Annotated in this window: 18 protein-coding genes; 10 read left to right on the top strand and 8 right to left on the bottom strand. The window is 62.5% G+C overall.

Annotation, left to right across the window (positions count from 1 at the left end):
- Positions 1-3 precede the first annotated feature (3 nt).
- From cyoA to hmpA, 3 genes are all read right to left on the bottom strand, one after another.
- A complete protein-coding gene (gene cyoA, locus Q6A48_RS20785; RefSeq protein ID WP_304556114.1) occupies positions 4-951 on the bottom strand; it encodes a ubiquinol oxidase subunit II in 948 nt (315 codons plus the stop codon).
- Positions 952-1,728: 777 nt separating this feature from the next.
- Complete coding sequence (locus Q6A48_RS20780) at positions 1,729-2,238, bottom strand: disulfide bond formation protein B (protein ID WP_304556113.1); 510 nt, start codon at positions 2,236-2,238, stop codon at positions 1,729-1,731.
- A 297-nt stretch (positions 2,239-2,535) separates the two neighbouring features.
- Positions 2,536-3,717, bottom strand: a complete 1,182-nt coding sequence (gene hmpA / locus Q6A48_RS20775; RefSeq protein WP_304556112.1) for an NO-inducible flavohemoprotein — start codon at positions 3,715-3,717, stop codon at positions 2,536-2,538.
- A 144-nt stretch (positions 3,718-3,861) separates the two neighbouring features.
- Here hmpA and norR point away from each other — a divergent pair, with 144 nt between their 5' ends.
- The 5 genes from norR (at position 3,862) to Q6A48_RS20750 (ending at position 9,045) form a co-directional block, all read left to right on the top strand.
- Positions 3,862-5,418: a nitric oxide reductase transcriptional regulator NorR gene (gene norR / locus Q6A48_RS20770; RefSeq protein ID WP_304556111.1), complete on the top strand. Its 1,557-nt coding sequence runs from the start codon at positions 3,862-3,864 to the stop codon at positions 5,416-5,418.
- A 264-nt stretch (positions 5,419-5,682) separates the two neighbouring features.
- A complete protein-coding gene (locus Q6A48_RS20765) occupies positions 5,683-6,585 on the top strand; it encodes a chemotaxis protein CheV (protein WP_304556110.1) in 903 nt (300 codons plus the stop codon).
- A 97-nt stretch (positions 6,586-6,682) separates the two neighbouring features.
- Entirely contained in the window at positions 6,683-7,009 is a 327-nt protein-coding gene (locus Q6A48_RS20760) for a hypothetical protein (RefSeq protein ID WP_304556109.1), read from the top strand.
- 80 nt (positions 7,010-7,089) lie between these two features.
- A complete protein-coding gene (locus tag Q6A48_RS20755; protein WP_304556108.1) occupies positions 7,090-7,839 on the top strand; it encodes a YkgJ family cysteine cluster protein in 750 nt (249 codons plus the stop codon).
- A gap of 234 nt (positions 7,840-8,073) precedes the next feature.
- Positions 8,074-9,045 carry a 2-hydroxyacid dehydrogenase gene (locus Q6A48_RS20750; RefSeq protein ID WP_304556107.1) on the top strand — a complete coding sequence of 324 codons (972 nt, stop codon included), beginning with the start codon at positions 8,074-8,076 and terminating at the stop codon, positions 9,043-9,045.
- Positions 9,046-9,101: 56 nt separating this feature from the next.
- On the opposite strand, the gene Q6A48_RS20745 is transcribed toward Q6A48_RS20750, so the two are convergent.
- On the bottom strand, positions 9,102-10,004 hold the full coding sequence (locus Q6A48_RS20745; protein WP_304556106.1) for a DMT family transporter: 903 nt from the start codon (positions 10,002-10,004) through the stop codon (positions 9,102-9,104).
- A gap of 139 nt (positions 10,005-10,143) precedes the next feature.
- On the opposite strand from Q6A48_RS20745, the gene Q6A48_RS20740 reads away from it, so the two are divergent.
- On the top strand, positions 10,144-11,022 hold the full coding sequence (locus Q6A48_RS20740; RefSeq protein ID WP_304556105.1) for a helix-turn-helix domain-containing protein: 879 nt from the start codon (positions 10,144-10,146) through the stop codon (positions 11,020-11,022).
- Positions 11,023-11,094: 72 nt separating this feature from the next.
- Here Q6A48_RS20740 and Q6A48_RS20735 read toward each other — a convergent pair whose 3' ends face one another.
- Entirely contained in the window at positions 11,095-11,505 is a 411-nt protein-coding gene (locus Q6A48_RS20735) for an HPF/RaiA family ribosome-associated protein (protein ID WP_304556104.1), read from the bottom strand.
- A 490-nt stretch (positions 11,506-11,995) separates the two neighbouring features.
- On the opposite strand from Q6A48_RS20735, the gene Q6A48_RS20730 reads away from it, so the two are divergent.
- The gene (locus tag Q6A48_RS20730; RefSeq protein WP_304556103.1) at positions 11,996-12,316 is read left to right on the top strand and encodes a DUF3509 domain-containing protein; all 321 of its coding nucleotides are present in this window, start codon (positions 11,996-11,998) and stop codon (positions 12,314-12,316) included.
- 125 nt (positions 12,317-12,441) lie between these two features.
- Here Q6A48_RS20730 and Q6A48_RS20725 read toward each other — a convergent pair whose 3' ends face one another.
- Entirely contained in the window at positions 12,442-12,942 is a 501-nt protein-coding gene (locus tag Q6A48_RS20725; RefSeq protein ID WP_042728243.1) for a phosphate-starvation-inducible protein PsiE, read from the bottom strand.
- Between the two features lie 277 nt (positions 12,943-13,219).
- On the opposite strand from Q6A48_RS20725, the gene Q6A48_RS20720 reads away from it, so the two are divergent.
- Positions 13,220-13,480 (top strand): YebG family protein, encoded by a 261-nt coding sequence (locus Q6A48_RS20720; protein ID WP_304556102.1) that lies wholly within the window; start codon positions 13,220-13,222, stop codon positions 13,478-13,480.
- 72 nt (positions 13,481-13,552) lie between these two features.
- Here Q6A48_RS20720 and Q6A48_RS20715 read toward each other — a convergent pair whose 3' ends face one another.
- Positions 13,553-14,941 carry an aminotransferase-like domain-containing protein gene (locus Q6A48_RS20715; protein ID WP_304556101.1) on the bottom strand — a complete coding sequence of 463 codons (1,389 nt, stop codon included), beginning with the start codon at positions 14,939-14,941 and terminating at the stop codon, positions 13,553-13,555.
- Between the two features lie 334 nt (positions 14,942-15,275).
- On the opposite strand from Q6A48_RS20715, the gene Q6A48_RS20710 reads away from it, so the two are divergent.
- The gene (locus Q6A48_RS20710; RefSeq protein ID WP_304556100.1) at positions 15,276-16,481 is read left to right on the top strand and encodes a benzoate/H(+) symporter BenE family transporter; all 1,206 of its coding nucleotides are present in this window, start codon (positions 15,276-15,278) and stop codon (positions 16,479-16,481) included.
- A 21-nt stretch (positions 16,482-16,502) separates the two neighbouring features.
- Here Q6A48_RS20710 and Q6A48_RS20705 read toward each other — a convergent pair whose 3' ends face one another.
- Entirely contained in the window at positions 16,503-17,522 is a 1,020-nt protein-coding gene (locus tag Q6A48_RS20705; RefSeq protein WP_304556099.1) for a Glu/Leu/Phe/Val dehydrogenase family protein, read from the bottom strand.
- A gap of 186 nt (positions 17,523-17,708) precedes the next feature.
- Between Q6A48_RS20705 and Q6A48_RS20700 the strand changes: the two genes are divergently transcribed.
- Complete coding sequence (locus Q6A48_RS20700; protein ID WP_304556098.1) at positions 17,709-18,512, top strand: SirB1 family protein; 804 nt, start codon at positions 17,709-17,711, stop codon at positions 18,510-18,512.
- Positions 18,513-19,214 lie beyond the last annotated feature (702 nt).

Here is a 19,214-nt window from a genome sequence, read left to right as displayed (position 1 = left end):
CGTTTACTCCTCTGCCCCGGCAGCTGAATGCGAACTCATGTCCATCCCTTCCATGTTGTGAGCCACTTCCTTCTCTTTCTTCTCGTGGTGCATCGGCTTGCCCGGATTCATCCCTTCATATTTGTCGATGATGGTCTGGAACAGGTTCGGCGTGACCGACGAATAGAGTTCGACTGGGTTGTTCTCACTCGGTTTGGAAAGGGCTTCGTATTCAGCTTTTTCAAGCTGTTTAGGTGCCTTCTTCACATCGTTGACCCAGGCATCGAACTCTTCCTGGGTCGTGGCGATTGCCTTGAACTTCATGCCGGTGAAACCCGCGCCGCTGTAGTTGGCGGAGATACCGTCGAGCTCGGCGTTCTGGTTGGCAATCAGGTGCAGCTTGGTCTGCATGCCCGCCATCGCGTAGATCTGGCCGCCCAGGCCCGGAATGAAGAACGAGTTCATCACGGTGTCGGAGGTGACCTTGAAATTGATCGGCGTGTGGGCCGGGAACACGATCTTGTTGACGGTGGCGATGCCTTGTTCCGGATAGATGAACAGCCACTTCCAGTCCATCGAAACCACTTCGATGGTGAGCGGCTTGACGTCGGAATCCAGCGGACGGTACGGGTCCAGGGCGTGGGTCGACTTGTAGGTGACATAACCCAGGGCAATGATGATCAGCACCGGAATCGTCCACACCGCCACTTCGATCTTGGTCGAATGCGACCACTTCGGCGTGTACGTGGCCTGGGTGTTGGTCGCGCGGTATTTCCAGGCGAACAGGAAGGTCATGACGATAACCGGCACGACCACCAGCAGCATCAGCAGCGTGGCGGTGATGATCAGGTTGCGCTCATCCAGGCCGACCTGGCCCTTGGGATCGAGCAAGGTCATGTTGCAGCCTCCCAGCAGCAACGTGCCGAGCAACGGCAACAAGCCTAGTAATCGGGGGTACCTGTTTTTACTCATCTCACGACCTCTAAAGCAGCTTGCGCAATGCAGTTGGGTTTTGATCGCCAACACTTCACCCTGCCAAGGGTTGGCATTTTTCTTGGATTGAATAAGGGCTGCCCCTCGAACGTCAGACGCTGTTCGATACATCCCGGGCCAGCAGTGAGTTCTTATTCGTTGGTCAAAAGGCCTAGTACAAGCCCAAGTCCATTTGGTGCGGGTAGTTGGAGGCTCCGACACCTGGGGTCGCATGGGGCGCTGGCGCCCTTCGACCACTCTCGTGCTCAAGGCTTGAGCCGGGGTCGGAAAATCGGTGCGGGCGATTGTAGTGAGCTGAGGCGCTGTAGACCATGTTTCTTCCCGAAATAATTTTTCTCCGATCCGGCAATAATCCTTCACCGAAATTGCAACAGGCCAGCATCTTATCGAAATCGATTCTCAACAAGAACCCCAAAAAAGGTAGGCCTACTGCCCCCGATTTAGACAGGCCGAGGGGTTCTGAACAGGTTTATTTGCCGGCAAAGCGCCTGATTTACGGGGCCTGGGCCGCCCACCGCTTCGCTGTTAAAAATGCCTGTTGGCCATGAGCGGCGCCGGACAAAATACGTCTCTCTTTTGTTACAGCAGCCAGTGTTTATTCAGCCTCGGAAAGGCGGTAGGACCGCCGATATGTGACAACATGTCGCACATTGTCGCAGGCCATTCTTGTCCCGGATCAAGGACGTGCCGCCGCCAGGCTGAAGCGAAAACGCCCCGGCTCTGCTGGTGAGCATCCGGGGCGTCTGATCGAGAAATTCAGCGAAGTGACTTGCGATTGCGCGACACCAGCAACGGCACCAGCACGACCGTCAGTACGAAGGCCACCAGGGCCCATTGCGCCAGGGACAGGCCCAGGATCGGCGGGTAGGGCGTGGAGCAGAAGCCATCGACCTGGAAGCCAAGCGGGAAGATCTTCGCCAGTGGCAGGCCATCGACGATGGGCTGCAGCACGTCGACACCGCAACTGACGGCAGGGAAGAACTGGGTGTATACGTGATGCCCCGCCACGCCGGCGCCGGCCAGGGCGCTGAGCACCACCAGCCCTTCCAGGATCGTCAGGCTGCGACGGGTGCGCATGGCCGCGCCGATAAAGGCGAAGATCGCGATCAGCAAGAGCGCATACCGCTGCAGGATGCACAGCGGGCATGGCGCCTCGCCGAGGGCCACTTGCAGGTACAGCGCGCCGCCGATCAACGCCAGGCAGATCAGCCCCAGCAACACCAGGTAGCGTCGCTCACGACCCAACCGCGTCATTTCCTCATTCATTGCGTTTCCCTTTGTCTACATGGATCAACGCGCAGCCTTGCAACACTCGGCGCGCCATCGGATGGCCGAAGTCTACACGCTGTCCATGACAGTGAACGAGCGGCCGCCGGCAACTTTGCAGGGAATAGACAGGAGAAGGGTTAAGCGCGGATTAATGGGGCGAGAGGATGGATGAAGGGTTGGGCGGGCAGGCCTCGTCGCGAACAGGCTCGCCCCCACAGGTTTTCCGGCGTTGAAACCGAACCCACTGTAGGAGCGAGCCTGCTCGCGATCCAGGCAACCCGGTCACCCGGCCGACTATTCCAGCGCCGCCGCCGGCCCGAAGAATTCGTAGCGGCTTTGCCCATCCGGCACGCCCAGGGCCTTGAGATGGCGCTTGACGGCGCCCATGAAGCCCTTCGGCCCGAGGAAGTAGGCATCCAGGTCACGCTGTTCCGGCAGCCACTGCGCCAGTTGCGCCTCACTCAGCAACCCGACCTTGTCGGCCGGCGGGCTCACGCCGTCGTCTTCGGCGTAGCAATAGAAACGCTTGAGCTGTGGGTGCCGCTTGGCCAGGTCGTCGAGCCAGTCGCGGAACGCATGGGCACGACCGTTGCGCGCACAGTGAATGAAATGCACCGGACGCTCGGTTTGCAACGCCGCCTGAAGCATGGCCAGGGTCGGGGTAATACCGACGCCGCCACTGATCAGTACCAGCGGCTTGTCGCTGGCCGTCAAGTAGAAGTCCCCGGACGGCGGGAACAGCTGGATGCTGTCGCCGATCTGCAAATGGTCATGCAAGTAGTTGGACACGCGCCCACCTGGCTCGCGCTTGACGCTGATCCGGTACTGGCCGTTGTCCGCCAGGGCCGACAACGAATAGTTGCGACGCACTTCCTCACCGTCCAGGGCCAGCTTCATGCCGATGTATTGGCCGGGCTCGGCGACCAGCACCGGGCCCTTGTCCGCCGGCTCGAAGTAGAACGAGGTGATCTCCGAACTCTCCTGCACCTTGGCCGCCAGGACGAACGTGCGCTCGCCACGCCAGCCACCCGGGGCCGCGGCTTTCTGTTCATACAGGCCGGACTCGGCCCCGATCAGGATATCGGCCAGCTGGTTGTAGGCCGCCGCCCACGCGGAGATCACCTCGGGGGTGGCGATTTCTTCGCCCAGCACCTCGGCAATCGCCCGCAACAGGCAGGCCCCGACGATCGGGTAGTGCTCCGGCAGGATCTGCAAGGCGACGTGCTTGTTGACGATCTTCGCCACCAGGTCGCCCAACTGGTCGAGCTGGTCGATGTGCCGTGCATACATCAACACGCCGTTGGCCAGCGCCCGGGGCTGATCGCCGCTAGCCTGGTGAGCCTGGTTGAACAGCGGGCGCACCTGCGGGTACTCCGACAGCATCATGCGATAGAAGTGGGTGATCAGTGCCTCGCCGCCGCTTTCCAGCAATGGAACGGTGGCACGGATGATGGCGCGTTGTTCTTGACTGAGCATGAAGGTGACTCCTGATGTGGACTGATACCTTGTCTTATCAGGTTCCGTGCCAATTTTTTTATTGTTATTTATCAACAGTTTATAAATAAAGTAGTCATAAGGACACAACCCGACTTATAGTCTTGATGACTACATGGAGTCATTATGACTGCAACTACCCTGCTGACCGCCCTGCTGCCCCTGGTGGCCGACCTGTCTCGCGAACTGCCTGAAGGCGAACGTTATCGTCGCCTGCTCGGTGCCCTTCGGGCCTTGCTGCCCTGCGACGCCGCGGCGTTGTTACGCCTGGATGGGGACTGCCTGGTGCCGCTGGCGGTGGACGGCTTGAGCACCGACACGCTGGGCCGGCGCTTCCGAGTCAGCGAGCACCCGCGCTTCGAGGCGCTGCTCGCCAACCCTGAACCCACCCGTTTCGAGGCCGACAGCCCCCTGCCCGACCCGTACGACGGCTTGGTGGAAGGCCTGGACGAACACCTTGAAGTCCATGACTGCATGGGCTGCCCCTTGTTCGTCGACGAGCGCCCGTGGGGCTTGCTGACCCTCGATGCGCTGGACCCGGGACGCTTCGAACCCATCGATCTCAGCGCCCTGCAAGCCTTCGCCAGCCTGGCCGCGGCGACGGTCAGTGCGGCCGAACGGATCGAGCGCCTGGCCTTGAAGGCCGAAGACGAGCACCGTCGCGCCGAGGTCTACCGCCAGGCCAGCGGCCAGCAGCCTCGGGACATGGTCGGCCAGAGCAAGGCCCACAAGCGCCTGGTGGAAGAGATCAACCTGGTGGGCAGCAGCGACCTGACCGTGCTGATCACCGGCGAAACGGGGGTCGGCAAGGAACTGGTCGCCCAGGCCATCCATGCCGCGTCCAAACGCGCCGAGCAGCCGCTGATCAGCCTCAACTGCGCGGCGCTGCCGGATACGCTGGTGGAAAGTGAATTGTTCGGCCACGTACGGGGCGCTTTCACCGGCGCCACCAGCGACCGGCGCGGCAAATTCGAACTGGCCGACGGCGGGACACTGTTCCTCGACGAAGTGGGCGAGTTGTCGCTGACCGTCCAGGCGAAGCTGTTGCGAGTGCTGCAAAGCGGCCAGCTGCAACGGTTGGGCTCGGACAAGGAACACCGGGTCGACGTGCGGCTGATCGCAGCCACCAATCGCGACCTCGCCGAAGAAGTGCGCAACGGCCGTTATCGGGCCGACTTCTACCATCGCCTGAGTGTGTACCCATTGCAGGTGCCGGCGCTGCGCGATCGCGGTCGGGATGTCCTGTTGCTCAGCGGCTTCTTCCTGGAGCAGAACCGTTCGCGCATGGGGTTGGGCAGCCTGCGCCTGAGCGCCGATGCCCAGGCCGCGCTACTGGCCTACGACTGGCCGGGCAATGTGCGCGAACTGGAGCACCTGATCGGCCGTAGCGCCTTGAAAGCCCTGGGCCGTTGCCCGGTGCGCCCGAAAATCCTCAGCCTCGGCGCCCAGGACCTCGACCTGCCCCAAGTCGCGGTGGACAACGCCGCGTCTCCCGCCCTCGCCCCCTCGCCCGACATGACGGGCGTCACCGGCGACCTACGCGAAGCCGTCGATGAATTCCAGCGCAAACTGATCGACGCGGCCCTGGAACGCCACCAGCACAACTGGGCCAGCGCCGCCCGCGAGCTGGGCCTGGACCGCGCGAACCTGGGGCGGATGGCGCGACGGTTGGGGCTTAAGTAACCGCCATCTGCTATGCCAACCGCCGTTGTGGCGAGGGGATTTATCCCCGTTGGATTGCGCAGCAATCCTGAATCGGCTCGCTTGGGAGTGTCGAACGGACCGTGACTCATCGCTCCTGGGGGGCTGCCGCGCACCCCGGCGGGGATAAATCCCCTCGCCACAGGTTTCCCCCTAAAGCCTGCCCCCAACGGGTCGATAACCCAATATCACGAGCTGTTTTGGCGATCTTCACGCTCGCCCCACCTTTTTCCACAGAAGGTTTTTATGTCTTCCAACAAAGCCCGCGCAGATTCTCTTTCGCTTCTGCTGTTTACCTTGCGCAGCGGCAAGCTGATGGCGATCAACCTGCTCAAAGTCAGCGAAATCATTCCCTGCCCGCCGCTGACCAAGCTGCCGGAATCGCACCCCCACGTCAAAGGCATCGCCACCCTGCGCGGGACCTCGTTGTCAGTGATCGACCTGAGCCGCGCCATCGGCGAGCGGCCCCTGGAAGATCCGGACGGCGGCTGCCTGATCGTCACCGATGTCAGCCGCTCCAAGCAGGGCCTGCATGTACAGGCGGTGAGCAAGATCGTCCATTGCCTGACCACCGACATCAAGCCGCCGCCCTATGGCTCCGGCGGCGTGCGGGCGTTCATCACCGGCGTGACATCGGTCGACGGCACCCTGGTGCAAGTGCTCGACATCGAAAAGGTCATCCACGGCATCGCGCCAGCCCAGATCGAGACCGCGCCCACCGAGTTGAGCATGGAAGACGCCGAAGTCCTGGGCAACGCCCGGATCCTGGTGGTGGATGACAGCCAGGTCGCGCTGCAACAGTCGGTGCACACCCTGCGCAACCTCGGCCTGCAATGCCACACCGCCCGCAGCGCCAAGGAAGCCATCGAATGCCTGCTGGACCTGCAAGGCACCGCCGGGCAGATCAACCTGATCGTCTCCGACATCGAGATGTCCGAGATGGACGGCTACGCCCTCACGCGGACCCTGCGGGAAACACCGGATTTCGCCCATCTCTACGTGTTGCTGCACACCTCCCTGGACAGCGCCATGAACAGCGAGAAGGCGCGGCTGGCCGGGGCCAATGGCGTACTGACCAAGTTCTCCTCGCCTGAACTGACCAAGTGCCTGATCACGGCCGCCAAGGCCGTGGCCGAACAGGGTCACTGAGTGGTAGCGGCGGCTCCCGCGTGGCGGCGCGGGAGCGATCATCGACCGGTAACCTCAGGCATACTCTTGCCCTGACTTCCTCGAACAAGGCCCTTCGATGAACACCCACGCATTGATTTTCCTTGGCGTCACTGCCCTGGCCGCCCAGGCCCAAGCCTCCAGCCCGGACGCCTGGGCTGCCTACGACAAAGCCGTGCTGGCCAGCTGCATCAAGGCCAGTGGCTTGAAGAACGCCGAACCGGTGGGCACCGCCGCGCAATTCGATGATCGCGTCGGCTACACCGCGCTGTTGCTGCGGGGCCAATACCCGCAGAAACACATGAAAGGGACCCGCGGCACCGAGCTGTGTCTCTACCGCAAGAAAACCAAGACGGCCCATGTGACCGAGTGGGACTCGATCCGCCCTGCGGCGCCCGACCGGTGAGTGGCGCATAACTTGCTTCGCCCGGCTCATCGCGGCGTTTTTCTGTCGCCGCTTTCCAGCCATTTGCGATCGGGCGTTCAATGAACACAAGGTTTTCCTGCGTAGGGTGCGGCAAGTGCTGTTCCGACCACCATGTCCCCCTGACCCTCGCGGAGGCCCGGATGTGGGCCGAAGACGGCGGCCAGGTCATTGTCCTGGTGGAGGCCTTCCTGGCCAACGGCCTCGGCCTGCCCACCGCGCAACGCGAACACGCCGAACGGCGTTCGGCGGCAGTGCGCAGTGGCAGCGCCGATGCGCGGGTGGCGATCACGTTCGCCGCCTATAACGCCGGCCGCTGCCGCAACCTTGACGCAGACAACCTGTGCCGCATCTACGAGCGCCGGCCGCTGGTGTGCCGCATCTACCCGATGGAAATCAACCCGCACATCCCGCTCAACCCTGCCGCCAAGGACTGCCCGCCGGAATCCTGGGAGACCGGGCCGCAATTGATCGTCGGCGGTCAACTGGTCGATGGAGAGCTGGCGACCCTGATCGAACGCTCGCGCCAGGCGGACCGAGAGGATATCGCGACCAAGGAGCGAATCTGCTCTGCCCTGGGCATCCGCACCACGGCGCTGAAGGGGGATGGTTTCACGGCCTACCTGCCGGACATGGCCGCCTTCGCCACGGTCATCGGCCAGGTGCAGTCGCAGCCCGTGGCGCCTGAGGCCGGCGAATGGCAATTCCATCTCTCCGGCGACGACATCGCCAGCCAGGTGTCCGCCAGCGGCGCCCGCATCGTGACCGAAGCCCCGCTCACCTACGCGTTCATTTCGCTGCGGGCGGCATGATCGTCCGGCCAAGCCCACTGTGGGAGCCAAAGCCCACTGTGGGAGCGAGCCTGCTCGCGATTGCGCACTGTCAGCTGCCCCAATATTCCCGGCCACCCCGCGATCACAAGCAAGCCCGCCCCCACACCGCCATCGCACCTCAGTCGCGTACCGGAAATAGGCGTTCGCCTCTCGCCTAACCCGCGCCAGGAATGTTAGCGTGCTTGGTATTCCCTGCCAGACGAGCCTCGCACGATGAAAAAAACCGTACTCGCCTTCAGCCGTATCACGCCCCAAGTGGTCGAGCGCCTGCAACAGGACTTCGACGTGATCGTGCCCCATTCGTCCAAGGGCGACATCAATGCCCAATTCAACGAGGCCCTGCCCCACGCCCACGGCCTGATCGGGGTCGGTCGCAAGCTGGGGCGCGAGCAACTGCAAAACGCCGCGAACCTGCAAGTGGTGTCCAGCATCTCCGTGGGGTACGACAACTACGACCTGGCCTATTTCAATGAGCGCGGGATCCTGCTGACCAACACCCCCGACGTGCTCACCGAAAGCACCGCCGACCTGGCCTTCGCCTTGCTGATGAGCAGCGCCCGTCGCGTCGCGGAGCTGGATGCCTGGACCAAGGCCGGGCAGTGGCAAGCCACCGTGGGGCCGCAACTGTTCGGCACGGATGTGCACGGCAAGACGCTGGGCATCGTCGGCATGGGCAACATCGGCGCAGCCGTCGCCCGCCGTGGCCGGTTCGGGTTCAACATGCCGATTCTCTACACGGGCAACAGCCGCAAGACCGACCTGGAAAACCAGTTGGGCGCCCAGTTTCGCGAGCTGGACCAACTGTTGGCCGAAGCGGATTTCGTCTGCCTGGTGGTGCCATTGAACGACAAGACCCGCCACCTGATCGGCCAGCGTGAACTGGCCCTGATGAAGCCGAGCGCCATCCTGGTCAACATTTCCCGTGGCCCGGTGGTGGATGAGGCGGCGTTGATCGACGCCCTGCAAACCCAGCGCATTCGCGGCGCCGGGCTGGATGTCTACGAAAAGGAACCGCTGGCCGAATCGCCGCTGTTTCAATTGAACAATGCCGTCACGCTGCCCCATATCGGCTCGGCCACCCACGAAACCCGTGAGGCCATGGCCAACCTTGCGGTGGATAACTTGCGCAGTGCTTTGCTGGGCGAGCGACCGCAGAACCTAGTCAACCCGCAAGTCTGGAAATAACCCGCACCCCATGACCGTGGCGAGGGCGCGGGCTCCCCGCCACGGTCATGACGGGCTCAGCGCGTACCCAGCGCGACGCTCATGGGCGCTGGCCGCGGCTTGCGAAACACCAGCACGTTCCCCAGCATGACCAAGACCAGCCCGGACAGTGCCGGCGCCGTCCATTGGTAGCCTTCGGCAACCGCCGAGACATTCAACGCCACCACCGGGAACAGCACCGTGCAATACGCTGCCCGCTCCGGTCCCATGCGTCCAACCAGCGTCAGGTAGGCGGTAAAACCGATGACCGACCCCGGGATCACCAGGTACAGCAACGAACCGATGTAGCGAGTGCTCCATTCCATGTCGAAGGGAATGCCCTTGAACGCACACCAGGCCGCCAACATCATCGCGCCATAGGCCATGCCCCAGGCGTTGGTGGTCAAGGGTTTCAGGCCGGCCTTCTGTTGCAGACTCGACAGCATGTTCCCCGCCGAGAAACACAACGTGCCCAACAGCGCCAACGCCAACCCGAGCAGGGTCTGCGGACTGGCGCGGTGGCCGGACAGCTCCGGCCAGAACAGCAACGCCAGCCCCGACAACCCCAGCGCGCCGCCCAGCAGCACGTTGCGGGCAATTCGCTGGCCGAAGAATACCCGGGCATTGAGGGCGTTCCACAGCGTGGCGGTGGAAAACACCACGGCGACCAAACCGCTGGGAATCCATTGGCTGGCAGTGAGGAAACACATGAAATTGATGCAGAACAGGCACAGGCCCTGGGCCACGCAGATCATGTGGCCGCGTCGATTCATCACCTGCAGGCGCCGGCTGAGCAGCAGCAACGCGAACAGGATCAGCGCGGCAAGTGCGAAGCGGTAGACGATCGATACCGGGATGGCGACGACGCCCAATTGCAGTTTCAGTGCGATCCAGGTCGTGCCCCAGATGAGTACGGTGAGCAGGTACAACGAGAGGTTCATGGCGGCAGCTCCTGACAATGGCCCCCAGTATCACGGCGCGGCCCACCGGGCACTTGCATAAACTTGCGGTTTTGTCGGCGGCCGGGCTGGCAGCGACCGGCCGACGGAGTAGGATGCAAGGCGTTGGAGAGAACCGATCATGCCCACACTGCACACCCTGCAAGTCTTCCAAGCCCTCGCCAGTTCGCCGAATGCCCGGCTCGAGCATAGCGCCGAGCTGGGCGATGGCATGGCAGCGGCCCTGTGGAGCAATCATCACGACGCCCGGGACTATGAAGCGCCGACCCACCATACGCTGTCGTGCTACATCGCCGGCGGCACCGGCACGTTTCGCCGGGAACGGCCCGCCACCACCGGAGGCCCCGGCAAACTCTGCATCCTGCCGGCCGGGCACGAGTCGGCCTGGGTCATCAACGGCGATATTCGCCTGGCACACCTGTACTTCAGCCCGGAACAATTCGCCCTCGGCTGCGTCACGCTGCTGGACCGCGAGCCTCGCCAGGCGCAACTGTGCGAAGCGACTTTCCTCGACGACCCGCAACAGGCCCGGCGTTTCCGCCAGTTGATCGCCCTGGACTGGGACGAGCCCGGCGAACGATTGCTGACCTCCAGCCTGGCCCATGAGCTGCTCGATCACCTGCTGCTCAGCCAGGTCGGACAGCGCCAGGGGCTTCGTCTCAAGGGCGGCCTGGCCGCGCACCAGCGGCGCCTGCTGGTGGACTACATTGACAGCCACCTGGCCGACGCCATCAGCCTCGGACAACTGGCGGCCCTGTGCGCGTTATCGGAATATCACTTCGCGCGAATGTTCCGTGAAAGCTTCGGGCTGCCACCCCATCAATACCTGCTGGCTCGGCGCCTGGCACGGGCGCGGCAGTTGCTGCGCAACACCTCGCGGCCACTGGGCGAAGTGGCACTGGCCTGTGGATTTGCCAGCGCCAGTCACTTCACCAATCGTTTCCGCCAGGCGCTGGGCGCGACACCGGGAGAGTATCGGCAAGCGTTCCTGGCGACGTGATCAACCGACGTCCAAGCAAAAGGGCCTGCAAATGCAGGCCCTTTTTCCGATGGGGTTTGAAGTGAACCGGCGTCACCCGTGAAGCGTGGCCCGTTCGTTCTCCAGGAATTCTTCTTCCAGCAGCGCATCGGCCAAGGCGACCGATTCGGTCGGCGCCGCGCTGGCAGCGCGCTTGCCGCGCAATTTGCCGAACAGGTGCTCCAGGGCATGTTCAAGCTTGGTGGCCGCACCTTCGATCGCCAGCTCCAGCGAATCGGCCTTGTGCGTCACGGAAACCGGCTGATGGCCCTTTGGCCGTGCTTCCAGCTGGCAACGCAGGTCATGGGGCCCCGGCTTGTCGCCGTTCTCGTCCCGCAAATGGACTTCAACCCGTGTCAGGTCTTCTTCATAACGTTCGAGCGTGCTTTCGATGGTAGTACGTACCCACTCCTCCAGTCGGATGCTGCTTTGAACATGGTTATCGCTGTTGACTTGGATTTGCATAGTTCATCCCTTATTTCAGCTAGCTCGCCGGGGGTCATCGACGGTAGGTGCAACGACCCCTTGAATACAGAGTCGGGCTGGCGGGAGAACAATTCAACCCCTGAAAAAAGATAAATATTCATTTGCAAATAAAGCCGGACAACCGACAAAAGCGCTGTTAATGTCGGGAGTTGCCCCGCCACACCCTCCCCGAAAAAAACCCTCGAAGCTGCACCGCCGATGAACATCGCGCCCCGAAACGGGCAGGTGTCGCCCGTTCATTCCCGCCCATCCCGATAGCGGCCCCCGCCGACATTGTCCGACGATTTTTCCGGCATGCCCCTTGCTATCCCATGACGGAGCCGCCACGGGTCACGATCCCCGGGTTGTCACCCGTGGGGCCCGGGAAACCGATGGACACGATCAAGGAATGGCCGATGGTCCGGTGTTGCGAACTAATCCCGATCAAGGCCGGTCAACAACTGCACGTTCAATCAGGCGGTGACGCATCATGGACAACCCTTTTCAGATCATTACCGACGCTTTTGCGCCGCACTATCAAATCAACCTGAGCATCCAGGGACTGGACGGCAGCATCATGCTGACCCTGTCCAAGAGCGGCCGCGTCGTCGCCAAGCGCATGATCAGCGCCCAGCAGCGCAATGACCCGGAACGCCTGCGCCGCCTGGTGCAGAGCATCCAGTTCGGCATAGCCATCGAGCAGGGCCACAGCGCCGTGGCCATCCTCGAGGCCATGACCGGCGGGGATAACATCAAGCTGCCTCCTCCCCAGGCACAGGGCGCAACCTCCTCCGCAGCCGGTCTCCAGTAGGCGGCTCGGCCGGTGTCCTGTCGCGCAAATACGTTCTCTTTTAGCGAGTGGCCCGGCGGGTGGCGACGCCGGCCGGGCACTCAAGACGCCGCCAGAAGTGAACAGCTTATCTGCGAGACAGGGCACTAGATCTCGCCCTTCTCCACCTCGGCATGCTCGCTGGAACCCGCACCCACCTTGCGGTGCGGGTTTTCGATCTTCACCGAAGGAAATTGCGACGAAGCGTAGCGCACCACCAGGATCGCAAACGCCAGCAGCAGGATGCCGCCGCACAGGTAGATGATGCCCAGGTCCGGCGGGCTATGGTGGGAAACGTTGGAAATCAGCAGGCGCGTCAGCGCCGTGATCGCCACGTAGATCAGGAAACGCACCGGCATGTGATTGGTCTTGAAGTAGATCCCCACCATCGCCCCCAACTCCAGGTAGATGAACAGCAGCAGGATGTCATCGATCTTGATGTGTCCCGCCTCGATCATCTGCAGGAACTCCATCACCGCCGCCCACGCGGTCACCGCACCGATGGCGAACAGCGCCAGGTAGTGGAAGGTCTCGACGAACAGGTTGCCCAACGATTCGGCCAGTTGATGCACATTCTGGCGCAGGTTCTCGGCCCAGTTGATTTTCACGATGTGATTCCTTAGGTCGACTCGACCGGATGATGCGGGTTGGACGTGACGTTTCTGCATGCAGAAAAAAGGCCAGCGGCTCACGATGAGATGGCCACAGGCCTGCATGCGGCACGTCGAGTAGGAAAATCGCCTTTACGGGCCTTCACGACAAACGCCGAAATCGGTCTACATTAAAAAGCCACTACCCAAAGGGCAGGGATTCGCTTATTCTTTTGCCTGTATATAAATACAGTAGTCATACAGACAACCAATGTGAAGGCATGTGAGGTGGTGAATGGCCGTCGAAGTGGTATACCGCAGCAGCCGAGATCTGGAGCGCTTGTTCATGGATAAAGCCGAAGCTGACCGTCATGACAAAATGCTGGAACTCGCTGAATTGCTGGCCGAGGTGCTGCACAAAGCGGTGCCATCGCTGAGTGAGCAACAGGTAGAGGAAGCCGGGATCTACATGGCGAAGAACCGCGATGTGTTCGCCAAGGCATTCAAGAGCCAGCCGGACGCCTTGTCCGAACTGCTCAATCCGTCGGACGAATAAGCAAAAGCTCGCAGCCTCCGACGGTGCTTGCAGGAATTCACCTGCAGGCGCCGTCGGAGGCTGCGAGCTTTTTCAGTAGTAGCGACGCGGGTCGGAATCGATCAGGCTGGCGAGCTTGGTCAGGGCGAAGCGCAACTCCCCCTGGCTGGTCGGGGACATCAGCACCAGCCGCACGCACCGGGTCGTACCGGAACGCTCAGCCTGGAACTGGGTACCACTGAGCACCAGCACGCCGTTGGCGCGGGCGAGCATGGCGAACTCGTCGCTGGTCCATGGCTCGGGCAGGGTCAACCAGACGTGATACGAGTGAGGCTGGGTCTTGAGTTCGACATTGGCGAAGATTTCCCGGGCGATCGCCTGTCGTTCCGCCGCCTCGTTGCGCTGGATGCGGACCAACTGCTTGTCCAGGCCTTCGGTAATCACATGGCTGGCCAACTGCGCGGTCAGGGGCGACGGCATCCAGACACTGCTGCGCACCATCGAGGTCAGCCGCGACAGCAGCTTCGGCGGGCTGTAGAGGTAGCCGACACGCAGCGCCGGCATGATCGACTTCGACAGGCTGGTCAGGTACACCGAGCGATCCGGTGCGAACGCCGAGAGCGGCTTGATCGAGGGATCGGTGGCGAGGAAGCCATAGATGTCGTCGTCCAGGATGATGAAGTCGAACTCCTCGGCGACTGCCGCGATCCGGGCCCGGCGCTCCTGGGACATGATCGCCGCCGTCGGGTTCTGGCAGGTCGCCACGCAGACCAGCATCGCCGGTTTTTCCCGCAGGCACAGTTCCCGCAACGCATCGGGCAGGATGCCTTCGTCATCCATCGGCACGCCCCGCAGGCGGCGCTCAAGGCCGTGGGCCAGGGAAATGATCCCGGGGTAGCAGAGCGCTTCGCAGAGCACCAGGTCGCCGGCATTGGTCAGGGCACTCATCGCGACCATCAGGCCATGCTGGGCCCCGGCGGTGATCACCACTTGCTGCCATTGCGCATCGGGCAACGAATGACGCAACCATTGCGCACCCGCCTCGCGATGCGCCGGGTGCCCGCCATCCGGTGCGTAATCCAGGGTGCGGGCGAAATCAGGGCTCTTGGCCATGTCCACCAGCGCATCGCGCAGCCAGTGCTCCAGGGTTGCGCTGTAGGGCTTGATGATCGAAAGATCGAGCCATTCCGATTGCCCCAGGTTCAGCGGCGAGGCGCCGTGAGTGGCCGACGCCTCCGACTGCTTCTGGTTGAGCACGTAAGTACCGCGTCCCACCTCCCCCCGCACCAGCCGGCGCCGATGGGCCTCGCTGTAGGCCCGGCTGATGGTGCCGGGCGTGACGTTCAAGGTGGTGGCCAGCTCCCGCAAGGTCGGCAGGCGATCACCTTCCTTCAACACGCCACTGCCGATGTCGCGCGCCAACGCATCGGCGATCGACAGATACATCGGCTGGTTGAACTCGCTTAGCTGGGGAACCCACATGAATGACCGCTGCCCATCGTAGAAATGCTGAATCACCCGAGCATATCACAGGGCGCTCGGACGCTATTTATTCAATATACTCTGCAAATTGAGTCGATTGATTCGATCGACGGGGTAACACGCTTTAAGCAAAAAATAAAATCAGTAGATATTATTTTTATATAAATCAAATAGATATATACAAATAACTCCTCAATAATCATCGAAATGCTTCGCGTCAATTCTTCGCCCTATTGAATCAATTCAATTTATTCAAATACACTGATGTCGAATCAATTCAATCGACTCAATCCGTTACTCACTGCGCGTAGCCGTCGCGCCAAGCCGAGACCTCATGAACATGTTCAGAAAGGATCTATCCCTGTCGGCGGTCATCGCGGGCTTCATCGCCGTGGTGATCTCCTATGCCGGCCCGCTCATCATCGTGTTCCAAGCCGCCAAGGAAGCGCATCTGCCCAATGACGTGGTGTCTTCATGGATCTGGGCCATCTCCATCGGCAGCGGGATCACCGGCCTGTTCCTGAGCTGGCGCCTGCGAGTGCCGGTGATCACCGCGTGGTCAACGCCAGGCGCCGCGTTGCTGGTGTCGATGCTGCCCACCGTCAGCCTGCCCCAGGCCATCGGCGCCTATATGGTGGCCTCGGTGCTCATCGCCGTGATCGGCTTGTCCGGGGCCTTCGATAAACTGATGAGCCGCCTGCCCAAGGCGATTGCCGCCGCCATGCTCGCCGGCATCCTGTTTCGCTTCGGTGCCGAACTGTTCACCTCCATCAAGCTGCAACCGGCGCTGGTGTTGGCGATGATCGCCGCCTACCTGCTGTTCAAGCGCTTTTCACCTCGCTACGCGATCCTCTCGGTGCTGATCGTCGGCTGCGCGGTGGCCGCCGCGCTGGGGGAACTCAATGGCGGTTCGATCACCATCGCGGTGGCCCACCCGATCTTCATCGCACCGGAATGGAACTGGCACGCCATCATCAACATCGGCCTGCCACTGGCGCTGGTGACCTTGACCGGCCAATACGTCCCCGGCATGGCCGTACTGCGTACCTCGGGCTATGATACCTCGGCGCGCTCGATCATTTCGGTCACCGCGATCGGTTCGGTCCTGATGGCCCCCTTCGGCTCCCACGGTTTCAACCTGGCCGCCATCACCGCCGCGATCTGCACCGGTCGCGAAGCCCACGAGGAGCGCGACAAGCGCTACATCGCCGGGATTGCCTGCGGCGTGTTCTACCTGCTGATGGGCACCTTCGGCGCGACCCTGGCGTCGGTGTTCTCCTCCCTGCCCAAGGAGCTGATCGCCTCCCTGGCCGGCCTGGCCTTGTTCGGTGCGATCAGTGCCGGCCTGGCTGGTGCCATGGCGGATGAGAAACAACGGGAAGCCGCGCTGATCACCTTCCTGGTAACGGCGTCGGGCATGAGTTTCCTCGGCCTGGCCGCCGCGTTCTGGGGGCTGATCTTCGGCCTCGTGGCCCATTTCGCACTGACCTGCACCCGCGAAAGCAAAACCGTCACCGTCGCCGAGGGTGGCCGGCCGTGATCGCGCGTGGGCTGGTAACGGCTAGCGATACAACAAGCGCTCCGCCAGCTCATCGGCCACCCGCGCCGGTGAGCGCTTCTCCGCCTGGGCGTGGGCGAAGACTTCGGTCAACCGCGCACCGATCTTCGACAGGTGCGCGGTGATGGTGGGCAGTTCTTCGCCACGGTGCTTGAGGGCGACGTAGATCAGGCCGCCAGAGTTGATCACGTAGTCCGGCGCGTAGAGGATCCCGCGCCTTTCCAGTTGATCGGCCACTTGCAGGTTGCTCAGCTGGTTATGGGCCGAACCGGCCACGGCCGAACAGCGCAGTTGCGCCACGCTGTGGCTGTTGAGCACGCCACCCAGGCCGCAGGGGGCGAGGATGTCGCAAGGCGTGCTGAGCAGCGCATCGTTGGCGATCGGGTGCGCGCCCAGTTGCTCCATCGCCAATTGCACCTTGCCAGGGTCAATGTCGCTGACCAGCAATTCGGCACCGGCGGCGTGCAGCTGTTCGGCCAGGGCATACCCGACATTGCCCAGGCCCTGGATCGCCACCCGCAGGCTTTCCAGGTTATCGCTGCCCAGGCGGGCCATGGCCGTGGCCCGGATCCCGGCGAATACGCCCATCGCCGCGTGGGGCGCGGGGTCGCCCGAGGCCGTGGTGCTGGTGACGTGGCGGGTCTGCTGGGCGATGCAATCCATGTCGGCCACCGACGTGCCGCTGTCGATGGCGGTGATGTAGCGCCCGTCCAGTTGCTCGATGCAACGGCCAAAGGCTTCGAACAGCGCGGCGCGGCTTTCGACATGAGCCGGGCGCATGATCACCGCCACCCCGCCACCCACCGGCAAGCCGGCCAGCGCGGCCTTGTAGCTCATGCCTTGGGCCAGGCGCACGGCGTCCGCCACGGCACTTTCGTCATCAGGGTAGGCAAGGTAACGACACCCCCCCAGGGCGGGCCCGGGACGGCTGCAATGAATGGCAATCACCGCCTTCAACCCGGTTATCGGGTCTACGCTTAAGTGCAGCGATTCAAGGCGGGAGCTTTGCATGAGAGCGAACATCGAAAGGCTCCCGAATCACTTTGTTCGTTTCGCCAGTATAGGCGCGCCCTCGAAATTTGCTGAAACACACCGGCATAAGTGCCCAGGGCCGCCAGTCTTTTCGGCATAACCGGTGACTGTGCAGGCCCGCGACTGGACGAAAATCAATGGCGGGGCTACAACGGGGGCATAGCCCGGAGAGTGTCGATGAAACCGCGCCAAGCCTTTTTTGCCTGCCTGCACCGCTCGCCACCGGCCCTGTTCGAAGCCGCGCTGTGGATCGCCGCCGAACACGATCGCGACGTGGACGTGCCGGCTTTGCTGCGCGATTTCAGGGACCTGCAACAACGGGTCAGCCATGGCCTGCCGATGCTGCCGGTGAGCGAACTGGCCCAACCCTTGCTGCGACGGCTCAACGACCTGGGATTCGCCCAGGACGACGCCACCCCCCTACGCCCGCGGGCGGCGCTGCTCGACAAGGTCCTGGCGTGCAAGCGCGGGCAACCCCTGGCCTTGGGCCTGATTGCCCTGGAACTGGCGCGAGGCCTGGAGATTCCGATGGTCGGTGTCAACTTCCCCGGGCACTTCCTGTTGAAAGTCCCCGGCGCCGACCACCTGCTCGACCCCTGCGGCGGACGCCGGCTGTATCCTCACGACTGCCGGGACCTGCTGCATCGCCAATACGGCGCGAACATGCCGCTCAAGGCCGAACACCTGGTCAATGCCGAGCCGATGCAGATGCTCCAGCGACTGTCGCGCAACCTGCGCCAACTGCACCTGGCGAACGACGAATACATCGCCGCCCTGATCGACGCCGAACGCGTGCTGGAACTGGGCAACGCCAGCGCCGCCGACTACCTGGCCCGCGCCAGCCTGTACCAACGGCTCGACTGCCCCAACGCCGAACGCTTCGACCTGGAACATGCCCTGCTGCTCAGCGACGATCCGATCCAGCGAATCCGACTGACGGAACGACTGGGGCACCTGCCGCCAAATTCAGTGGTGCATTGAGCGGGTGTGGGGGTTGGTAGCGTAGCTGGGCGGCAAGCCGCTATCGCGAGCAAGCTCGCTCCCACAGGGGATTGGCGATAAAAGAGAAAGAGACTGGTTGACTGTCAGGCCGCCATCGCGAGCAGGCTCGCTCCCACAGGGGATTGGCGATAAAGGAAAGAGACTGGTTGGCTGTCAGGCCGCCATCGCGAGCAAGCCCGCTCCCACAGGGGATTGGCGATAAAGGAAAGAGACTGGTTGGCTGGCAGGTCGCCATCGCGAGCAGGCTCGCTCCCACAGGGGATTGGCGATAAAGGAAAGAGACTGGTTGGCTGTCAGGCCGCCATCGTGAGCAAGCTCGCTCCCACAATAAAGGACACAGGCCCACCGGAACACAGCTTTGCTTTTGCTTTGCTTTTGATCTTGAACGCCCCATTAACCACGCTGGCCGAACGACGGTGTTGCGCAGTGGGCAACCCGGCATGGATGCCGGGTTAGCCGCGCTGGGCCATGGATGGCCCTTCGCGGCGGCCCACGGAGCAATGCCGGCGTTCGGGCACACCGAGCCATAGGCGAGGTGCCGAGTGGTGGGGCAATGTACGGGACAACCACATGGGTTACAAAAAAGTGCATTCACATAGGTGACACTTTGATTGAAACATAGCCGTTTTTAGCGTCCCTGGCGTTGACGTGGCCTAGGATCACCGGACCAAAGATCACATT

The sequence above is a fragment of the Pseudomonas citrullilanati genome (genome assembly GCF_030580855.1).
Taxonomy (GTDB): domain Bacteria; phylum Pseudomonadota; class Gammaproteobacteria; order Pseudomonadales; family Pseudomonadaceae; genus Aquipseudomonas; species Aquipseudomonas citrulli.
This window is presented reverse-complemented; position numbering and strand designations above follow the sequence as displayed.